Source organism: Photobacterium sp. BZF1 (genome assembly GCF_014349205.1).
Taxonomy (GTDB): domain Bacteria; phylum Pseudomonadota; class Gammaproteobacteria; order Enterobacterales; family Vibrionaceae; genus Photobacterium.
Genome location: NZ_JACSOF010000148.1, coordinates 1 through 17,118 on the forward strand (window position 1 = coordinate 1; position 17,118 = coordinate 17,118).

Consider the following 17,118-nt stretch of genomic DNA (forward strand, 5'->3'; position numbering starts at 1 on the left):
GACTTGAATTGATTGCCGGTGCAGCGAATGCAACCTTACTGGGTCTGAATATCCGTGATGGGGTCAGAATGGCGAAAAAGAAACGAGTTTAATAGCTGAAGTCTATCTTTTTTACTGCAAGGCTGTTAGTGTCGCATCCCTTGCGGTAACGGGGTGAGACAGACAGTGATTTTCGCCAGTGTTGCCAGTGTTTTTTAATGACAGGACTTTGCCCGTGAGCAACAACGCGTTTTCTACCCTGAACCTGAAACCTGAGCTGGAAGCCAACTTGGCTACCCTTGGCTATGAATCTATGACCCCTATCCAAAGTCAGAGCCTACCGCATGTTCTGGCAGGTAAAGATGTAATTGCCCAGGGCAAAACAGGCTCAGGTAAAACGGCAGCGTTTGGTTTGGGTCTACTCGAGCACCTTAATGTAAAACGCTTCCGCATCCAGTCGCTGGTTTTATGTCCGACCCGTGAGTTGGCCGATCAGGTAGCGAAAGAGATCCGTAAACTGGCGCGCTCCATTCACAACATCAAGGTTTTGACTCTTTGCGGCGGTATGCCATTTGGTCCTCAGATCGGCTCCCTGGAGCATGGCGCCCATATTATCGTAGGTACGCCAGGTCGTGTAGAAGAGCATTTGCGCAAAGGCTTCCTGTCTCTTGATGATCTGAATTTGCTGGTATTGGATGAAGCTGACCGCATGCTGGAAATGGGTTTCCAAGACGCGCTTGATGCAATTGTCGACGCGGCACCAGTTGACCGCCAGACACTACTTTTCAGTGCCACTTACCCTAAGCAGATTGAATCTATCGCACGTGAAATCATGCACAAGCCAGTAATGGTGAAGGTTGAGTCTACCCATGATGAAAGCACTATCGATCAGCATTTTTACCATGTAGAGAGCAATGAAGACCGTATGACGGCGCTTCGCTTGCTGCTTTCTCTGCACAAGCCAGAGTCTTCAGTGGTGTTCTGTAATACCAAGCGCGAAGCCCAGGAAGTTGCTGATGATCTGGATATGTATGGTTTCAGCGCGATGGCACTGCACGGTGATCTTGAGCAGCGAGAGCGTGACCAGACTTTGGTTCGCTTTGCCAACAAGAGTACTTCGGTACTGGTTGCTACTGATGTCGCGGCACGTGGCCTAGATATCGAAGCGCTGGATTGTGTTATCAACTACCACCTAGCACGTGATACAGAAGTACACGTTCACCGAATTGGCCGTACCGGCCGTGCGGGAAGCAAAGGGGTTGCTTGTTCATTCTTCAGTGACAAAGAGCACTACAAGGTTGCGTTGTTGGAGGATTACCTCGAGCGAGATATTGTAGGCGCTGAATTGCCATCTGAGTCTTTGCTAAATCAACCAACCTTCCGCCCTGCAATGACCACGCTCCAGATCATGGGTGGTAAAAAGCAGAAAGTTCGCCCAGGGGATATTTTGGGTGCGCTGACGGGTGACAAAGGTATTCGAGGCGATCAGGTCGGTAAGATCAATGTCTTCGATATGGTTGCCTATGTAGCTGTGAAGAGCGATGTGGCACGTGTTGCCCTCAAGAAGCTTGAGAATGGCAAGATGAAGGGCCGCTCGTTCCGCGTGCGTGCTATCAAACGATAAATCATTCATTTTCTGCTATTACATGATAGAGCCATGATTAGATCCCATTTTGGGGATCATCATGGCTTTTTTGTGTCTATCTTTTGCGGATATCCCAGAAATCACAGGCTATAAGCGGTAAAAAATCAAACAGATACCCAAGGAGTTTGATTATGTACCAGAAAAAAGCGCTTATAACTGCAGAGAACGGCCTTCATACTCGGCCTGCCGCTAAGTTCGTCAAAGCCGCGAAGAAATATGCCGATGACATTGAAGTCGTTTCCAACGGAAAAGCGGCAACAGCCAAAAACCTATTTAAGCTACAGACTCTGGCGCTGGTCCAGGGAACAGAAGTGATTGTGCAATCGTCGAACCAGCAGGCTGTCGATGAATTGGCAACCTTCATCGAGAACGTGACTGGCTAATAAGCTAGGCGCAAAGATGCAAAAGCCCGCATACAGTGCGGGCTTTGTTTTTTGGCCAAGGTGAATGGTCTTAGCGACTTTCTTGTGCCAACTGTGGTTCTGGTGTCAGCGTATCGTCAGCTTCTGGCTCTTCATCGCCATATTTTTGCATTAGCTTGTGCTGGACATCGTTGAGCAACTTGCCGTTTAGTTTGTAGTAACGGAAGTAGATGTACAGGGCGATGGCAAAGAAGAAGCTTGGTAAGCCGATCATGATGCATTGCATGCCAAACACAGTATCAGCATTCTGCTCGACATTAGGTACATAGTCGACTGCGGTCAGGGCGATACCGATGAAGAACGCCGCAAAGGCTGAACCTGCTTTTACCACCAAGGTTTGTACCGAGTAGGCGATACTCTCGCAGCGAACACCCAGCTTGTATTCACCGTAATCTACCGTGTCTGCAACCATGATAACGTTAAGTACCCAGAATAGTGCCGTACCGATTTGTAGAAATACACCGGCAGTTGAAATCAAAATGATGCTCTGTGGGTCGTACATACCGACATAAATCAGCACCAGGCTACCGAGGATTGGGAATCCGGAAGCACAGGCCCATAGCACGCGGCGTGAGAACATACCGGCAAGTTTCGGGAATAACACCAGGGTGATTAGGTTTGCGATACCTGCATAGGCCATGTAGTAAGGGAACAGTGCTTCGTTACCCACGACATAGGTAAAGTAGTAGACGGCAAAGGCTGTAATGATATTGGTGGCCAGATTATAGGCTAGCGCCATGCACAACACACTGCTCAGCTGGCTGTTTTTGTAGATAAGGCCAACCATTTCTTTGAGGGAGATCCTCTCTTGTACCGGTTGGTCGTCAAGCTGAGCGGTAGAGTAACGTTCTTTGACATTGCGCAGCGTGATATAGGTTGATACCGCAAAGCAGGCAATAAGCAAGATGGTAAAGATTTGGAAGCCATAGCCTTTGTCTTCGCCACCGACATAGTTGATAAACGGCATAGCGATAGCGGCAGTGACTACCCATGCCAAGCTGGCAAAGAAGCGAGGGTAGGGAACAAGTTCTTCGCGCTCCCGCTTATCCAACGTCAGGGTAGGGACCAAAGACCAGAATGGGATATCCATCAAGGTATACGTCATGCCCCATAGAATGTAAGTAACTGCGGCGTAGGCAATAAGCCATGGGCCTTCAAAATAGTGGGCGTTGAACAACAGGTAAAGCACGACAGAGTTGGCGACAGTGCCAATCAAGATCCACGGTTTGAACTTGCCCCAACGGCTACGGGTGTTGTTGACAATCCAGCCCATGATGGGGTCATTCACTGCATCCCAGATCCTGGCAACGAGGAAAATGGTACCGACAATACCGGCAGAGATCCCGGCGACATCGGTGTAGTAAAACATCAGGTACATATAGACGATGGTGATGGCAAAGTCCTTGCCGAACGCACCAAAGCCGTAGCTTAACTTGGTGTTCATTGAGACGCTCATAAAAGCTCCTTTTTCCTTATCCCTTTTTACTGCTTTTTGTAGGAAAGGCAATTATTGTTTGTTTCACGTAGGGTCTTTGCCAAGTGGCTCTGAGCCACTTGGCATGGATTAAATTGTGTTCTATTGCGTGCTTGGCTTAGATCCAGCTGGGTAGCCAGTCTTGTTGTGCTTCGATAAGTTCATCAACCAAGGCGTAGATTTCGTCAATACCGAGGACCGTGGCTGTGTGAGGGTCTAACATAGCGGCATGGTAGATCCGGTCGCGGTTTTCGGTCAGGATTGCTTCAGTCAGTAGGGTCTGGACATTGATATTGGTCTGCATCAATGCGGCCAAGTGGCTAGGTAGTTTCCCTACGGCGGTTGGCTGGATACCGTTGGCGTCAACCAGACAGGCAACTTCGACACAACATCCTTGCGGTAGGTTCTCTATCAATCCTTCGTTTTTGACGTTGCCGTAAATCACGCTTGGGGTATTGGTCCAAATAGCGTTCATGATGGTACTGGCGTACTCATGAGACTCTTTCTGTTCGATACGCTCTGCCTGCTTGAAGGCTTCCAGGTCTTTTTTCCAGTTGGCAATTTGTTCAACGCAGCGTTTTGGGTATTCGTCCAATGGCACTTTGTAACGCTCAATCAAATCCGGGCGGTTGGGCTTGATGAAGTACGGAGTGTATTCGGCAAAGTGCTCGGAAGATTCCGTGACGAAATAACCCAGTTTCTTGAACATTTCGTAGCGGACAATGTTTTCGCAACGAGGGTTGCCGTGGATATTCGGCTTCGGTGCCTGTCCCATTTCGTAAGCTTCTAGCAGATCAGGGTAGATGCTGACGTACTCACCGTGTTCGGTTTTCTTCTCAAGTGTCAGGTAGTAGGCCATGTGGTTGATACCGGCACAGGTATAGCGAAGGTCGCTATAATCGATGTCCAAATCGCGGGCGAGTTCCTCAGCCGTTCCCTGTACCGAGTGACACAAGCCAACTTGCTTGATATGTGGATACTTCTCGTACATTGCCCAGGTGTTCATTGCCATCGGGTTGACGTAGTTCAACATTGTTGCTTGCGGGCAGACATCAGTCATGTCTTCGCAGATCTGCCACAGGTGGGGGATCGTACGCAGTGAGCGCATGATACCGCCAGGGCCCAAGGTATCGGCGATAGTTTGCTCCAGACCGTGCTTCTTGCAGACGTCGAAGTCGATAACAGTACATGGTTCATAGCCACCAATCTGGAAGGCAACGACAACAAAATCAGCCCCTTTCAATGCTTCTTTCTGGTCGGTATAGCATTGGATATCGCCAGTTGCACCTGCAGACTCCATTAGCTTGCTAACAACAATTTGTGACTCTTCAAGGCGGACTGGGTCGATGTCCATCAAGGCAACGTTGGCCCCTTTTAGTGCTGGTTTGTGGAAAACGTCGCCAAGGATATTTTTGACGAAAATGGTAGAACCGGCCCCGATGAAGGTAATTTTTGGGTGATGCATGGCTGTTCCTTTGTATGCTTGGTTTCGATAGGTCCATCTTTATCGAAAAGCGCGCTGCTATCTTCCCTATAGTGGGCAATTATGTCCCGTTTCCTAAGATTTTCGACTTGGCGTCACAAATATGCTCGAGCTAGTAGGGAGGGAGCAATACAAAAGAGACAAGGCTAGGCCTTGCCTCTTTGATCTAGGGGAGTTACCGTTTGTGGATCGGTGGAAGTGCATCTGAGAATATACGGCCAGCCAGTTCAGGGTTGGCCTTTACAATGTGGCGATAAGCGGTTTGGACCATCTCGAACCGCCCGCAAATATACATATCCTGATTGGTGCCAAGTTGCTGGTTGAAAAAGAAAATATCCAGCAGCTGACCTTGGTGCAACCCGATTGCATCACAGTGACATGAACTATCTTGGGGAAGCGTTTCAACAACAGCCACATAGTGAAAATGCGGATGCTGGTTGGCAAGCGCTACCATTGCGTTGTGTTCATACAGGTCGGCAACGGTTTTTGCACCCCAGTACAAGGTGATATCGACCGCTTTAGGTAGTGACAAGGCCTCATAGACGATACTTTTGGCATAGCTAAATCCCGAACCACCGGCAACGATGGTGACAGCACTACCAGTATCGCGGAAATAAGCTTCTCCGGCAGCTTGGCCAAGATACAAGGGCTGCTGGTTTAGCCACTGGGTGCGAAATTGCCTGATATCACCGGCTAGTTCGGAATCGGGCAAGACACCACCAATTTGTATTTCGATATAATCGTTGTTTTGATTCGACCTTTCTTTGCTAGACCCACTAGCGATTGAAAACGGCAATGCTTTCTGGCTGCTTGGAAGCGGCAAAGTTAGGTATTGCCCAGCTTGATAAGAATAAGGCTGCTCGGGTTGCAGCTTTAAGCTCATGGTCTGGGCGTTGAGCCATTCCATGCCGACCAGCCTAAAGGGCATGGTTGTCTTCTCTAAGATTGACTGCTTGAGTGTTACTGCCATTATTTCTGTTCCATATTACTCATGATGGCAGTGACTTCGCAGCGTTTACCCGTTGAGGCACCTGTTACATCAAACTGAATATCAAGCTGGATGAGCTTGCTTGCCGTCTGCTGGTTCAATACTACATTCTCAATCACAAAGCAGTCATTATCCTCACAACGCTTGTCGAAACTGATGTGTTCATCACCGTGTGCTCCTATCCCGTAGCTATCAATGAAAATGAATGCTGGGTGCTTGGCGAGGATTGCATCGAGTACATCGCTATCGAGTGCAGTATCTGCTTTGCCATATTGCGGTGTGCCGTAGCTGTTATTCGCAAGGTTTGCGGTAAATAGCACCAGAGACTTTCCTGCAATATCAAGCTTCTCGATATCACCAATGCCAGGCATGGATAGGGTACAGTCGAGCATAATGGTATCTGTGGTGTAATGGCTGTGCTGCGGTACTTTGGTATAGCAGTCGATATGGGTACCGATGTGACCAAACGCATTGACCGAATCTGATTGTTTCTTGGCCCACTGGTAGGCTGGGTGATTTTCGTCGATCACCAAGCTGATAGGCAGGCGTGTGGTGTTCGAAGTAATTGATGGCGCTGACTTTGTCGTCGTTTTAGTTTGGAAAGGCATGCCAAGGCTCCTGTTGGTTGTTGTTAATGTCGGGAGCCATTGTAGGGATATGATTGGATGTCCATTACAAACATAAAGACTAAAAATATCAATATAAGGACACGGTGGCTTAGTTTCTGATGTGCTTAGTACCGGCTGTTTTGCCCATAATGATTAGAAAGGTTGTCGTTATTGGTTCCCCCTTTCCAGCCAGCAGGCTTGGCTAATGCAATAATGTCTAGGGCAGTGAATGTTGTGTTGCCAAACAGCCCCTCAGCAAGTTCCTGCCGCAATTCTGGATATTGGTCACCAAAGAGTGCATAGGCATATTGCTGATATCGTTGGCTAAGACCTGATTGCTCGAGCACCGCTACAATTTGCCCTTCGCTGTATGCTTCCCGAGGGCCATAAGACTTCAGCAGTGTAGGACCGATAGCCTTTATGTATTGGCGAATGGCTCTTCGCTTGAAAAGCTGGGTTATGCCTAGCATCAATGATCTCCTAAACGCAAAAAACCATTAATACAGTGTTCGATAATGTTTGGCAACTGGTTTCAGCAACCTTCAGCTTCCAATTTGCCTGCAATAAAATCGATAAAAGCCCTAATACGATAAGGCTGCGTTTGGCTGTTTTTGTACACGGCATAAAGTGGGATAGTCTGCTGTCGGTAATCGGTTAGCACTTCAACTAACTCGCCTGTCTTTTCAAAGGGGGAAACCATCCATTGAGGCAAAAAGGTGATTCCCTGCCCTAAAGTGGCCATTTTCAACAGCATTTCTGGGCTGTCGCTGCGAAAATGCTCACTCAAGGACACTTTTTCTGACTTGCCATCTCGGTTGATGAAGTTCCAAACATTGGAAGGGTGGGCCAGCGAGTAAGTTAGGCAGTGGTGTTTCGTGAGTTCACTAGCGTGTCGTGGCAAGCCTTTACGCTTTAAGTAATTTGGCGAGGCACAGTAGACCATGGTGTTGTCAATCAGGTGCTTTGCTTTTAATCCAGAGTCCTTGAGGAGAGATGCCCGGAAGGCAATATCAATGTTGTCACGATAGAGATCAATATGTTGGTCATTGAGAGACAGATCGATATCAACATCAGGATGTAATGCTATGAAATCGGCAATAGGTTTAGCGAGAAGGTGCAAACCTAGCGACGTTGGCATGGACAAGGCCAACCTTCCCTTAGCCTTGAATTGTTCACCCTTGAGGTTCGCTTCGAAACTGTCGTGGTCTTCAAGCAGGCGCAGGGCATGCTGAAAATAGGCTTCACCTGCGTCTGTTAATGACAATTGGCGGCTTGTTCGATGCAGCAGTGATATCGAAAGATGTTGTTCCAACCAACTCACTTTTTTACTTACGCTGCCCTGGGTGATGTTTTGGGTATTGGCGACAGCGGTAAAGCTGCCGAGTTGCACGACTCTGGTAAAGGTGCGAATACAGTCTAACTTGTCCATGATCTATTCCTAATTGGAATGCTTGGTAATCAATTTTAACTGTATATCCAGTGCTATTGGAATGTTTATGATTGTCCCAAGTTTACATTTCGAGGCAGATACCATGACCATTACTCAGATTATCATCACTTCTCTTCTTGCCGCTTTCTTCTTGTTTGCAAGTTCGATCAAAATATTAGGTTGGCAGAAGATGATTTTTACTACCCAGCTAGCTTTCTTCGTGAAGTATGGTCTCAACCGACACTGGATGTTCGCAGTCGGTGTATTGGAATTCGTATCTGCGGTGATGATCATTACTCCGATGCTGGTGGGAGCATCAATAGCAACGACAATTGCTCTGATGGGGTCGACACTGCTGGCTGCTGTCTCAATGGGGGCCATGGTCTGCCATTTATGGTTTGATACCTGGCGGGATGGTGTGCCTGCGATGGTGACCTTTGCATTGTCGGTTGCGCTAGTACTTTATGGAGTTTGATAAAACTTATAGATAAATGGAAAACAACCACCGGGTAAGTCCCTTGGCTCACCATTAGGGACAAACCCCATTTTTTGGTAGAAATTGACGGCATACCAAGAGGCGTTGAGGTGGACAGCCTGCTTTGGAGAGCGTGATTTACAATCCTCAAGGGCTTTGGTGATGAGTTGGCGGGCAATTCCCTGGTTGTGATAGGCGGGATCGACAAATAAATTAGACAGGTTCCAATATTCTTTTACCAAAATAGATCCTACTACAAGGTCGTCGACACGATAGACATAATGCACGGAGTGATCTGGGTGCGTCCGCCACCACATCACACTGTCGGCGCAACTGGCAATCAGTCCGTCCTGAACATCTGTGGGCTCGTCAATGCAAGCCCTGATAGCACGTCCCGTGAGGGCAATAATCTCAGAGATATCCCTGAACCTGGCTGGTTTTATCACTGGTACTGTTCCTTGTGCAGCGTTTCTGACCCTATCATTGTCTGTTTTTATTCAGCAAACAATGATATTAGTGAAATATATTGAACGAAGACCACAGATAGGAGCAGCATGAAAACAATCGGCCTATTGGGCGGAATGAGCTGGGAATCGACAGCCAGTTATTACAAGGCAATTAATGAAGGTATTAAGCAGGAGTTGGGAGGCTTGCATTCGGCGAAGGTGGCACTTTACAGTGTAAACTTCGATGAAATTGAGAAGCTCCAGCATGCTGGTAATTGGCCGGCGACAGCAGAGATCTTGTCAAATGCAGCCAAGTCTGTTGAAGCCGCGGGTGCTGACTTTCTATTGATCTGTACTAATACTATGCACAAAGTCGCCAAAGAGATTGAGCAGGTGATGTCTATACCCTTGCTCCATATTGCCGACGCCACGGCAAATCAACTGCAAGCCGACGGCATTAAGAAAGTCGGGTTGCTTGGAACTCGCTTTACCATGGAGCAGGACTTTTACATTAGCCGTTTGACCGAGCAGTTTGGTATTGAAGTCGTCGTTCCTGATTTACCGGACAGGGAAACCATTCATCAGGTCATTTATGATGAGTTGTGCAAGGGGGTTATCAAGGATGAGTCTAGAGAGGAATATGTTCGTATAACAGAACAACTCAGTAAAGATGGTGCGCAAGCGGTAATCTTGGGCTGCACAGAGATTGCCATGATAATCCAACAGGCAGATACCGCAGTGCCTTTGTATGATACAACCCAAATTCACGCTGAGGCGGCAGTTAAATTGGCATTGGCTGATTAAAGCCTGAATAACAGTTAAATTATAAAGGCGATGTCTTTAGGCGGGGTCATAGATTTGGATAAGCATGACTTATAGTGCTCATAAGTAATTGATTCAATTTGTTATATTTAGTTAAGGTTTTATGAGTTATCCCACAGAAAGTATTTCTAAATGATTTATCTTTAATATAACTTTGTTAAATTTATTGAAAGAAGTATGCAACAGGGAGGTTGCTATGAAATATGTTCATGTGGCAGTAGTCTTGGCTTTGTTTTTATCAGGTTGTAGCTCCTCGGGTATATTGGGTCAGTCTACTTCTTCTCAGCAATATACGAACCCAGACCAGCAAATTTGTGTAAATAAGCCCATAGTCGAATCACCTTGCCAAGCGGTAATTTCAAAAGAACGTGCTGAGCAGTGGTATGGCCTTTTCACTTCCATTTAACTGTGTTAATAGGCGGTATATTACCGCCTATTATTCGATTAATAGCTGTTAGGCAATTACAATTTTAGCAGCGCGCCTTTTACCAACTTGATAAATCTTTTCGCTTGTTGTCGGTGTCAGTGTTGGGTCTTCAATTTTGACGCCATCTACCTTTACGGCCCCTTGCTTGATTAAACGCATTGCCTCTGAGGTTGACGAGGTTAACCCTGCTTGTTTGAGCAACTGGCTGATACTCAAACCCTGCTTAACTTCTATCTTTTGTAGGTCGTCAGGTAATATTTTGGCAGCAAAGCGTTGGTTGAACTGGGCTTCAGCTTTACCTGCTGCTGACTCGGAGTGGAAGCGTGTGACGATCTCTTTTGCCAGCAGTACTTTGACTTCTTTCGGGTTACGCCCGGTTTCGATATCTCGCTTAAGTTGTTTGATTTCATCCATATGGCGGAATGAGAGCAATTCAAAGTAGTTCCACATCAAGTCATCTGAAATAGACATCAGTTTGCCGAACATTTCCTGCGGTGATTCGCTAATACCGATGTAGTTGGCTGCCGATTTGGACATTTTCTTTACCCCGTCTAGGCCAACGAGCAAAGGCATGGTGATGACCACTTGCTGCTCCATGTTGTACTGCTTTTGCAGTTCTCGGCCCATCAACAGATTAAAGGTCTGGTCCGTTCCGCCTAGTTCGATGTCAGCTTTCAATTCCACTGAATCGTATCCCTGAAGGAGCGGGTAGATAAACTCATGGATACCGATGGATTGCTGCTGGGCAAAGCGCTTTTTGAAATCTTCACGTTCCAGCATTCGGGCGACAGTGTGACTGGCGGTAAGTTTGAGCATGCCTTCTGCGCCGAGCTCGGACAGCCAGTGTGAATTGAATACGATCTCGGTTTTGTTCGGATCAAGGATTTTGAACACCTGCTGTTGGTAGGTTTCAGCATTGGCAAGGACCTGCTCTGTCGTCAGTGGTGGGCGGGTGGTGTTCTTTCCACTTGGATCGCCAATTTTGCCTGTAAAGTCGCCGATCAAGAAGACAACCTTGTGGCCCAAGTCTTGAAACTGCCTTAGCTTGTTCAAGATAACAGTATGACCGAGGTGGATATCAGGGGCAGTAGGATCGGCACCGAGTTTCACCACTAAAGGGCGGCTCTTCTGTAATTTTTCAATCAGTGCTGATTCAGGGGTAATTTGCTCTGTTCCTCGGTGGATGAGAGCAAGCGCTTGGTCAATATTCATAATAGCTCCAGCAGGTGTTAAGTTCAGAGCTTTTCTATCATTTATCCTGATACTCTGATTCTATTTACGTTGGTAAGGGACTCCTGAATAAACTAGTATTCAGTACCTCTTTTGGTAGCAGCGTAGCAAAGTTCTTCATGGGCGAAAGTTAGCAGCTATCACGACTAGTGATAGGCTTGCTGGGTGAATAGGTAACGTAGGAAGTGGCCAATTATTAATGTACAGCTTTGAACAATTGAAAATGTTTGTCGCCGTTTGTGAGTGTGGTTCTTTTTCGGCAGCAGCAAGAAAATATAAACGGGCGCAATCTGGGGTTAGCCAATCGGTATCGAACCTCGAAATCGCGCTAAATCAAACCTTGTTTGACCGTTCTAGCAATATCCCGAGGCTCACTTCACAGGGAGAAGCACTGTTGCCGATAGCACGCGCCATATTGCTGCAGCAACAGCGCTTGGACCAAAAAGTCATGGCGCTCGATGCTGACCAAGAGCATGAACTTGTTGTGGCAATAGAAGAGAGCGTTCTTGAACCTGTTTTACTTGCGCAGCTTGTCACATTGGGTGAGCAGTTCCCGATGACCAATATTGAGCTTATCTCTGCCTCCACTTTTGACATCAAAACCATGGTCAGTGAAGGCCGGGCACATGTTGGTGTTGTCTATTCTGACGGAAAAATGTTGGAAGATACCGAGTTTGCTACGGTTGGTTATAACCGTTTTTTGACCCTAGCATCGCCTGACCATCCATTGGCCCATAAAACGGCCCTCAAGGATGTCGATCTGCGCAATTACCGCCAGGTCGTACAGCGCTCGTCCGGTGGCAAAGAACTGTGGTTTTCATATGCCATTAGCACGCAAGTTTGGTTCACAAGTAACCACCACCTGTTGTTGGAGTTGGCCTCACAAGGACTAGGCTGGGTGATTGTCCCCGAGCGACTGGCCGCGCCTTTTGTTGAGCAGGGAAAACTCGTTGTACTGGATCTGGCCTTCGAGCCGGACGGTTGGCTAACCACCGTAGATGTGATCCAAACCCGCCGTCATACCGAGGGACCAGTTCGACAGGCAATGCTACGCCTTTTAGAGAAGGCTCTAGCTTCGAAGACTAGATTGTAGAATATTACTTGCAAAGTCATAGCTACCTTGCTGTTTTTGCTATAGTTCAATTGTATGTGATTACACTTAGTTAGCTGCTGCATGGAGGCAGGGATGAAGCGAATTTTCGGGTTATTGGTAACGCACATCATAGCGGTTGGGATTGGTTTTGCATTAGGCATTTATGCGCTCCCCATTTTGATTGCGCCGGAGGCACCTCCGGTATCCACGATTGAGTCAGTCGAAGCAAAAGCACAATTTACCGGTACCTTTGATAAAGAGCGTCAAGACAGTGATTTTCTCCATTGGGGAGAGGGCAAGGTCGCTTTGGCGACAGATAGTATCAGTTTTATGGGTGAGTTAGCGCCCGGGCCAGACTATAAGCTATATCTATCGCCCGAGTTTGTTGAAACAGAAGATGACTTCAACCGCCTGAAATCGACAATGGTTAAAGTCGGTGATATCAAAACTTTCAATCAGTTCATGCTACCGCTGGACGAAAGTGTTGATATTGCCCAGTACAATACTGTGATTGTTTGGTGCGAAACATTTGGTCAGTTCATTACGTCTGCCCAATATCAGTGAGACCACCGGGCAAAGAAGAAAGGGGCGCAAATGGTTACCTGCCACCAAACAGACTATGTCGAAATTGCTTGTATGTATCGATATCCCATCAGGTTGACGATGAGGTCGGGCGAGGAGTTACTCGGCACCGCATTAGATACAAAATGGAACGAAAACAAACAGGAATGCATTGAGATAAAAACAGAAAACGCCACGACAGAGCTGGTAGTGCTTGATGAGATCTCTATGCTGGAAGTTCAGATCGATAATCCTCATTTCAGAAAAATCACTTTTGATTGATTCACCTCTTTATGTTTCCTCCTCAGAGGCATCCTGACAATTTAATTGTTGGGATGTTTCCTTTCCTCATTACAAGTTCTCATAAATCTGGTACTCACTCCATATCTTTGTTGAACAGTTTTTTTGCAGAAAAATGCATTAATTAGACGACTATGGCCAGTACAGATAAGATTTTGTAAGTAATTTTGCGTTTTATTGCATTGATCTGCGGGTTTTTGCAGTTTAGAATGCAGGCTATCGCACCTTTATGAGATTAGCTTATGGCAGATTCATCCCTTGATTTGAACAACCCAGTGACCCGGCAGAATTGGCTCTTGGAGCAAATTCAGCAAGGGAAGACCCTTATCGCCAAAGAGGCTGCTGAAGAGTTAGGGGTTTCCCTAGATACCATCAGACGCGATTTGATTGCACTTGAGCAGCAGGGCGCGCTCAAAAGGGTAAAAGGGGGAGCCATTGCAGGATCAGTTCCCGCTAGGCCTTTCATTGATAGGGTAAAAGATGCCGATACCTGGCTGGCGGGGTGCCAATCTTCATTGCAGTCCTTAATCGAAGGTGTCGACACTTTGTTCCTAGATGGCGGGACCTCGATATTGAAAATGGCAAATGCCATTCCGGTCAACAGCCCAATTACTGTGATCACCCCGTCACCTGTTGTTGCAACCTTTTTGCTCGAGAGAAATATCGAGACCATTTTGCTGGGTGGACGTATTCATCCATCGGGTGCCATCGCAACCGGGGCTATGACTGTGCGAGCGATAGAAAACATCTCTGCTGATATGGCTGTGCTTGGCGTGTGTGGACTAGACAGTGAATTCGGACTTACCGCCGATGACATGGCTGAAGCCGAAGTTAAGTTCGCAATGGCCAATCAGGCCCGTCGGGTTGTTGTATTGGCGAGTCAGCAAAAGCTTAATAAGCGCTCTCCATACAGAGTTGTTGCCGCTGACCGACTTGATGTGGTGGTGACTGATGCAACGCCTGAGCAGGTCGTCAGTTTTGATGCGCTAGATATCGAGGTAATCAACGTATGACGCACTCTCAACAAGCCTTATTTGAGCACTTTGAATGGTATAACCCGCCAAAGCGCGTTGAGCAAACCTCAGATCAGCTATTGATTGAGCCTCAGGGAGAAACGGATTGTATCCGTTCTTTCGAGTCTATCATTGCAGATTCGGCAAGCTTTTATTTCACTCGCTTGTCTGGTGATTTCACATTCCAGGCCAAACTAGATTGCCAATTGGTTGGGTTGTTTGATGCTGGTGCATTGATGGTTCGGGAAAGCGCCGAACGCTGGGCAAAAATCTGCATAGAAAAGTGTGCTGATGGCGGGATATCGATTGTGTCGGTTGTCACCGATGGGTGGTCTGACGATACCAATAACGAAGTTCTTCAAAGCCCAGAGGCCTACCTGCGAATTACCCGCAAGGGCAATATGATCGGACTACATTACAGCCTTGATGGTAAGCAGTGGCGGTTTGTCCGTAAGTTTGGCTTGCCTTGGTCACAGCAGTTGCAAGTGGGTGTGGCCGCTCAGGCACCTAGGCAGGCTGGCTGCAAGGTGTCAGTTGAACAAATTAGTATATCAATCCAGCCGGTTGCCGACTTTCGCAACGGTGAATAGTGCCAGTTAATGACGTTGAGGAAATATCATGAAAATTGAACATGTTGCTATGTGGGTGCGTGATCTTGAAGCCATGCGCACTTTTTATCAAACCTACTTTAATGCGGTATCCAATGAGAAGTACGTCAATGCCAAGAAAGGGTTCTCTTCTTATTTCTTGAGTTTTGACAAAGGGGCGCGGTTGGAAATCATGCACAATGATGCTATTCCCATGACGGCCGATGATCCATTGGCTCAGTTTACTGGGTTGATACACCTAGCAATGTCGGTTGGCTCTGAGCAAGAGGTCGATGCATTAACCGCGCGTTTAGCCAAAGATGGTTATAACGTTGTTGATGATCCACGGCGTACTGGCGATGGCTACTACGAGAGCGTAGTGCTTGATCCTGAAGGAAACCGATTGGAAATTACGATGTAATGACCTAACGCTGACAACTCCCTGCACACAACAACTTTGAGGAAGGATATGAAAGAAGTAAAAGCGGTATTGTTTGATATGGATGGCCTGATCTTTGACACCGAAGGGTTGTACAAGGCCTGCTGGCAATATGCCGCCGAAGAGCAAGACTTGGTGATAACCGATGCTGACTACCAGTCATTTATCGGGGTGCAGGATGTCGAGTGTGAGCGCCGGGTGGCAAAAATGTTTGGTGATGACATTGATTTAGAGCGCTTCTGCCAAGTCAGGAATGCGATGTTCAAGGCCGAGCAAGACAAAGGTATTCCCTATAAGCTTGGCTTTGCCGAACTGTTTGCTGAGATAAAACAAAAAGGGTTGAAATGTGCGCTTGTCACTTCTTCCCCTCGAGATAAGGTCGAACATCACTTCGCGGGTAGCGACTACATCTCCCAGTTCGATGTCATGGTAACCGCCGAAGATGTAGAAAACGGAAAGCCTGCACCGGACTGCTACCTGATGGCGAGCAACCAGCTAGATATTGCGCCAGCCAATTGCTTGGTGTTGGAAGATTCGAACAACGGCATGCGATCGGGTCTTGATGCCGGTTGCCAGGCGATTATGATTCCGGATTTGTTAGTTCCTGCTGAAGATGTGGTACCTCGTGCAACATCGATTGTTGAGTCGCTATTAGAAGTGAAGCCTTATATCTGACCTATTTGCTAATGTAGATTGGCGATTCTGTGATCTCAAAAGCATGCCTTTGCTGCGCCCTCTGGCACTATAGTTAGTAGATAGAGAAGTTGAATATAAACAACTAACTAGCGGGGAAGGCATGCGACAGATAGGCGACGAAATTTGGGTTCATGAAGACTCAATGAAGATGTTGGGTACCAAACTGGGTTTAAGGATGACCATTGTTCGGCTTCAAGACGGTCAACTTTGGGTACATTCGCCAACGGCTATCTCTACTTCGTTACAACAAGAGATAAATACTCTCGGTTCTGTTCGCTACTTGGTTGCCCCTAATAACCACCATAGCAAATGGCTGCAAGACTGGATTGATGTTTACCCCGATGCGGAAGTTTACGTCAGTGCAGGAATTCCACGTAAAGTGCCGCTTTCCAACTACCATATCCTTCAGCGCGGCATGGAGAATGTTTGGCAGGATGATCTTGAATGGCAAACCATGCCTTCGGTTCCTTCATTAAACGAAACCATATTCTTCCACTCTCGCTCATCGTCGCTGATTGTGACTGATTTGGTGCAAAACTACCCTGAAAACCCAAATAAGTCAGGTTTTGCCGGTGCTATGTCCAAATTCGTATTTGAACCTATTGGCTTCAAAGGCCGTTGTATCCATCCGCTTCTCAAGATGAGTTTTACCATCAAAGACAAAGCGGCTTTCAGCCGCTTTCTCCAAAGTGTTGAGCAATGGCAATTCAACAAAATCGTCGTGGCGCACGGAAACATTATTGATGATGAAGCAAAATCAGTCTTCTCTTCACTTATGTCACGCTTTTCTAGTTAAAAAGCAGACAAAGGTGCCGATTTTCGCCGTAATGGCGTGATAGTGACCGCTTAGATAATAAGTAGAGTTTTTCTTCTTTACAGCCATCCTAGAAGTCCGTATTATCCACCGCACTTACGGAGAGATGGCTGAGTGGTTGAAAGCACCGGTCTTGAAAACCGGCATACGTTAATAGCGTATCTAGGGTTCAAATCCCTATCTCTCC

The 17,118-nt window shown here is 47.1% G+C and carries 20 protein-coding genes and 1 tRNA gene; 13 read left to right on the forward strand and 8 right to left on the reverse strand.

Features of this window, described 5'->3' with window-relative positions:
* The first annotated feature begins 214 nt into the window (after window positions 1–214).
* Window positions 215–1,603, forward strand: coding sequence for an ATP-dependent RNA helicase DbpA (gene dbpA / locus BIZ37_RS24495; protein ID WP_187463740.1), 1,389 nt, complete (start codon window positions 215–217; stop codon window positions 1,601–1,603).
* 152 nt (window positions 1,604–1,755) lie between these two features.
* A complete protein-coding gene (locus BIZ37_RS24500; RefSeq protein ID WP_187463741.1) occupies window positions 1,756–2,007 on the forward strand; it encodes an HPr family phosphocarrier protein in 252 nt (83 codons plus the stop codon).
* Between the two features lie 70 nt (window positions 2,008–2,077).
* Here BIZ37_RS24500 and melB read toward each other — a convergent pair whose 3' ends face one another.
* The 6 genes from melB to BIZ37_RS24530 all read right to left on the reverse strand — a co-directional run bounded on the left by melB (window position 2,078) and on the right by BIZ37_RS24530 (window position 8,028).
* Window positions 2,078–3,502 (reverse strand): melibiose:sodium transporter MelB, encoded by a 1,425-nt coding sequence (gene melB / locus BIZ37_RS24505; RefSeq protein WP_187463742.1) that lies wholly within the window; start codon window positions 3,500–3,502, stop codon window positions 2,078–2,080.
* A 136-nt stretch (window positions 3,503–3,638) separates the two neighbouring features.
* On the reverse strand, window positions 3,639–4,985 hold the full coding sequence (locus tag BIZ37_RS24510; protein ID WP_187463743.1) for an alpha-glucosidase/alpha-galactosidase: 1,347 nt from the start codon (window positions 4,983–4,985) through the stop codon (window positions 3,639–3,641).
* 193 nt (window positions 4,986–5,178) lie between these two features.
* Window positions 5,179–5,973, reverse strand: a complete 795-nt coding sequence (locus BIZ37_RS24515) for a hypothetical protein (RefSeq protein WP_187463744.1) — start codon at window positions 5,971–5,973, stop codon at window positions 5,179–5,181.
* Window positions 5,973–6,599, reverse strand: a complete 627-nt coding sequence (locus BIZ37_RS24520) for a hypothetical protein (protein ID WP_255526889.1) — start codon at window positions 6,597–6,599, stop codon at window positions 5,973–5,975. The genes BIZ37_RS24515 and BIZ37_RS24520 overlap by 1 nt, the downstream gene beginning before the upstream one ends.
* A 125-nt stretch (window positions 6,600–6,724) precedes the next feature.
* Window positions 6,725–7,069, reverse strand: a complete 345-nt coding sequence (locus BIZ37_RS24525) for a DUF6559 family protein (RefSeq protein WP_187463745.1) — start codon at window positions 7,067–7,069, stop codon at window positions 6,725–6,727.
* 62 nt (window positions 7,070–7,131) lie between these two features.
* Window positions 7,132–8,028: a LysR family transcriptional regulator gene (locus tag BIZ37_RS24530; protein WP_187463746.1), complete on the reverse strand. Its 897-nt coding sequence runs from the start codon at window positions 8,026–8,028 to the stop codon at window positions 7,132–7,134.
* Window positions 8,029–8,095: 67 nt separating this feature from the next.
* Here BIZ37_RS24530 and BIZ37_RS24535 point away from each other — a divergent pair, with 67 nt between their 5' ends.
* Window positions 8,096–8,503: a DoxX family protein gene (locus BIZ37_RS24535; protein WP_255526890.1), complete on the forward strand. Its 408-nt coding sequence runs from the start codon at window positions 8,096–8,098 to the stop codon at window positions 8,501–8,503.
* Here the strand turns inward: BIZ37_RS24535 and BIZ37_RS24540 are convergent.
* Window positions 8,491–8,949, reverse strand: a complete 459-nt coding sequence (locus BIZ37_RS24540; RefSeq protein ID WP_187463747.1) for a GNAT family N-acetyltransferase — start codon at window positions 8,947–8,949, stop codon at window positions 8,491–8,493. The genes BIZ37_RS24535 and BIZ37_RS24540 overlap by 13 nt on opposite strands.
* Before the next feature lie 108 nt (window positions 8,950–9,057).
* On the opposite strand from BIZ37_RS24540, the gene BIZ37_RS24545 reads away from it, so the two are divergent.
* Window positions 9,058–9,753 carry an aspartate/glutamate racemase family protein gene (locus tag BIZ37_RS24545; RefSeq protein WP_187463748.1) on the forward strand — a complete coding sequence of 232 codons (696 nt, stop codon included), beginning with the start codon at window positions 9,058–9,060 and terminating at the stop codon, window positions 9,751–9,753.
* A gap of 472 nt (window positions 9,754–10,225) precedes the next feature.
* Here BIZ37_RS24545 and tyrS read toward each other — a convergent pair whose 3' ends face one another.
* Entirely contained in the window at window positions 10,226–11,413 is a 1,188-nt protein-coding gene (tyrS, locus tag BIZ37_RS24555; protein WP_187463760.1) for a tyrosine--tRNA ligase, read from the reverse strand.
* 214 nt (window positions 11,414–11,627) lie between these two features.
* Between tyrS and BIZ37_RS24560 the strand changes: the two genes are divergently transcribed.
* From BIZ37_RS24560 to BIZ37_RS24600, 9 genes are all read left to right on the forward strand, one after another.
* Window positions 11,628–12,521: a LysR family transcriptional regulator gene (locus BIZ37_RS24560; RefSeq protein ID WP_187463750.1), complete on the forward strand. Its 894-nt coding sequence runs from the start codon at window positions 11,628–11,630 to the stop codon at window positions 12,519–12,521.
* 93 nt (window positions 12,522–12,614) lie between these two features.
* The gene (locus tag BIZ37_RS24565; protein ID WP_187463751.1) at window positions 12,615–13,085 is read left to right on the forward strand and encodes a DM13 domain-containing protein; all 471 of its coding nucleotides are present in this window, start codon (window positions 12,615–12,617) and stop codon (window positions 13,083–13,085) included.
* 30 nt (window positions 13,086–13,115) lie between these two features.
* Window positions 13,116–13,364, forward strand: coding sequence for a Rho-binding antiterminator (locus tag BIZ37_RS24570; protein ID WP_187463752.1), 249 nt, complete (start codon window positions 13,116–13,118; stop codon window positions 13,362–13,364).
* Between the two features lie 260 nt (window positions 13,365–13,624).
* Window positions 13,625–14,395: a DeoR/GlpR family DNA-binding transcription regulator gene (locus BIZ37_RS24575; RefSeq protein ID WP_187463753.1), complete on the forward strand. Its 771-nt coding sequence runs from the start codon at window positions 13,625–13,627 to the stop codon at window positions 14,393–14,395.
* A complete protein-coding gene (locus BIZ37_RS24580) occupies window positions 14,392–14,985 on the forward strand; it encodes a DUF1349 domain-containing protein (protein WP_187463754.1) in 594 nt (197 codons plus the stop codon). Before BIZ37_RS24575 ends, BIZ37_RS24580 begins: the two co-directional genes overlap by 4 nt.
* Window positions 14,986–15,013: 28 nt before the next feature.
* Entirely contained in the window at window positions 15,014–15,403 is a 390-nt protein-coding gene (locus tag BIZ37_RS24585; RefSeq protein WP_187463755.1) for a VOC family protein, read from the forward strand.
* 48 nt (window positions 15,404–15,451) lie between these two features.
* Complete coding sequence (locus tag BIZ37_RS24590) at window positions 15,452–16,096, forward strand: HAD family phosphatase (RefSeq protein ID WP_187463756.1); 645 nt, start codon at window positions 15,452–15,454, stop codon at window positions 16,094–16,096.
* 121 nt (window positions 16,097–16,217) lie between these two features.
* Window positions 16,218–16,913, forward strand: a complete 696-nt coding sequence (locus tag BIZ37_RS24595) for a DUF4336 domain-containing protein (RefSeq protein WP_187463757.1) — start codon at window positions 16,218–16,220, stop codon at window positions 16,911–16,913.
* Window positions 16,914–17,031: 118 nt separating this feature from the next.
* Window positions 17,032–17,118, forward strand: a tRNA-Ser gene (locus BIZ37_RS24600).

What these genes read in the sequence shown, in the direction of transcription:
- BIZ37_RS24500 (WP_187463741.1), top strand. Translation starts at nt 1,756, where the DNA reads ATGTACCAGAAAAAAGCGCTTATAACTGCAGAGAACGGCCTTCATACT.
- melB (WP_187463742.1), bottom strand. Translation starts at nt 3,502, where the DNA reads ATGAGCGTCTCAATGAACACCAAGTTAAGCTACGGCTTTGGTGCGTTC.
- BIZ37_RS24510 (WP_187463743.1), bottom strand. Translation starts at nt 4,985, where the DNA reads ATGCATCACCCAAAAATTACCTTCATCGGGGCCGGTTCTACCATTTTC.
- BIZ37_RS24515 (WP_187463744.1), bottom strand. Translation starts at nt 5,973, where the DNA reads ATGGCAGTAACACTCAAGCAGTCAATCTTAGAGAAGACAACCATGCCC.
- BIZ37_RS24520 (WP_255526889.1), bottom strand. Translation starts at nt 6,599, where the DNA reads ATGCCTTTCCAAACTAAAACGACGACAAAGTCAGCGCCATCAATTACT.
- BIZ37_RS24525 (WP_187463745.1), bottom strand. Translation starts at nt 7,069, where the DNA reads ATGCTAGGCATAACCCAGCTTTTCAAGCGAAGAGCCATTCGCCAATAC.
- BIZ37_RS24530 (WP_187463746.1), bottom strand. Translation starts at nt 8,028, where the DNA reads ATGGACAAGTTAGACTGTATTCGCACCTTTACCAGAGTCGTGCAACTC.
- BIZ37_RS24535 (WP_255526890.1), top strand. Translation starts at nt 8,096, where the DNA reads ATGATTGTCCCAAGTTTACATTTCGAGGCAGATACCATGACCATTACT.
- BIZ37_RS24545 (WP_187463748.1), top strand. Translation starts at nt 9,058, where the DNA reads ATGAAAACAATCGGCCTATTGGGCGGAATGAGCTGGGAATCGACAGCC.
- BIZ37_RS24560 (WP_187463750.1), top strand. Translation starts at nt 11,628, where the DNA reads ATGTACAGCTTTGAACAATTGAAAATGTTTGTCGCCGTTTGTGAGTGT.
- BIZ37_RS24565 (WP_187463751.1), top strand. Translation starts at nt 12,615, where the DNA reads ATGAAGCGAATTTTCGGGTTATTGGTAACGCACATCATAGCGGTTGGG.
- BIZ37_RS24570 (WP_187463752.1), top strand. Translation starts at nt 13,116, where the DNA reads ATGGTTACCTGCCACCAAACAGACTATGTCGAAATTGCTTGTATGTAT.
- BIZ37_RS24575 (WP_187463753.1), top strand. Translation starts at nt 13,625, where the DNA reads ATGGCAGATTCATCCCTTGATTTGAACAACCCAGTGACCCGGCAGAAT.
- BIZ37_RS24580 (WP_187463754.1), top strand. Translation starts at nt 14,392, where the DNA reads ATGACGCACTCTCAACAAGCCTTATTTGAGCACTTTGAATGGTATAAC.
- BIZ37_RS24585 (WP_187463755.1), top strand. Translation starts at nt 15,014, where the DNA reads ATGAAAATTGAACATGTTGCTATGTGGGTGCGTGATCTTGAAGCCATG.
- BIZ37_RS24590 (WP_187463756.1), top strand. Translation starts at nt 15,452, where the DNA reads ATGAAAGAAGTAAAAGCGGTATTGTTTGATATGGATGGCCTGATCTTT.
- BIZ37_RS24595 (WP_187463757.1), top strand. Translation starts at nt 16,218, where the DNA reads ATGCGACAGATAGGCGACGAAATTTGGGTTCATGAAGACTCAATGAAG.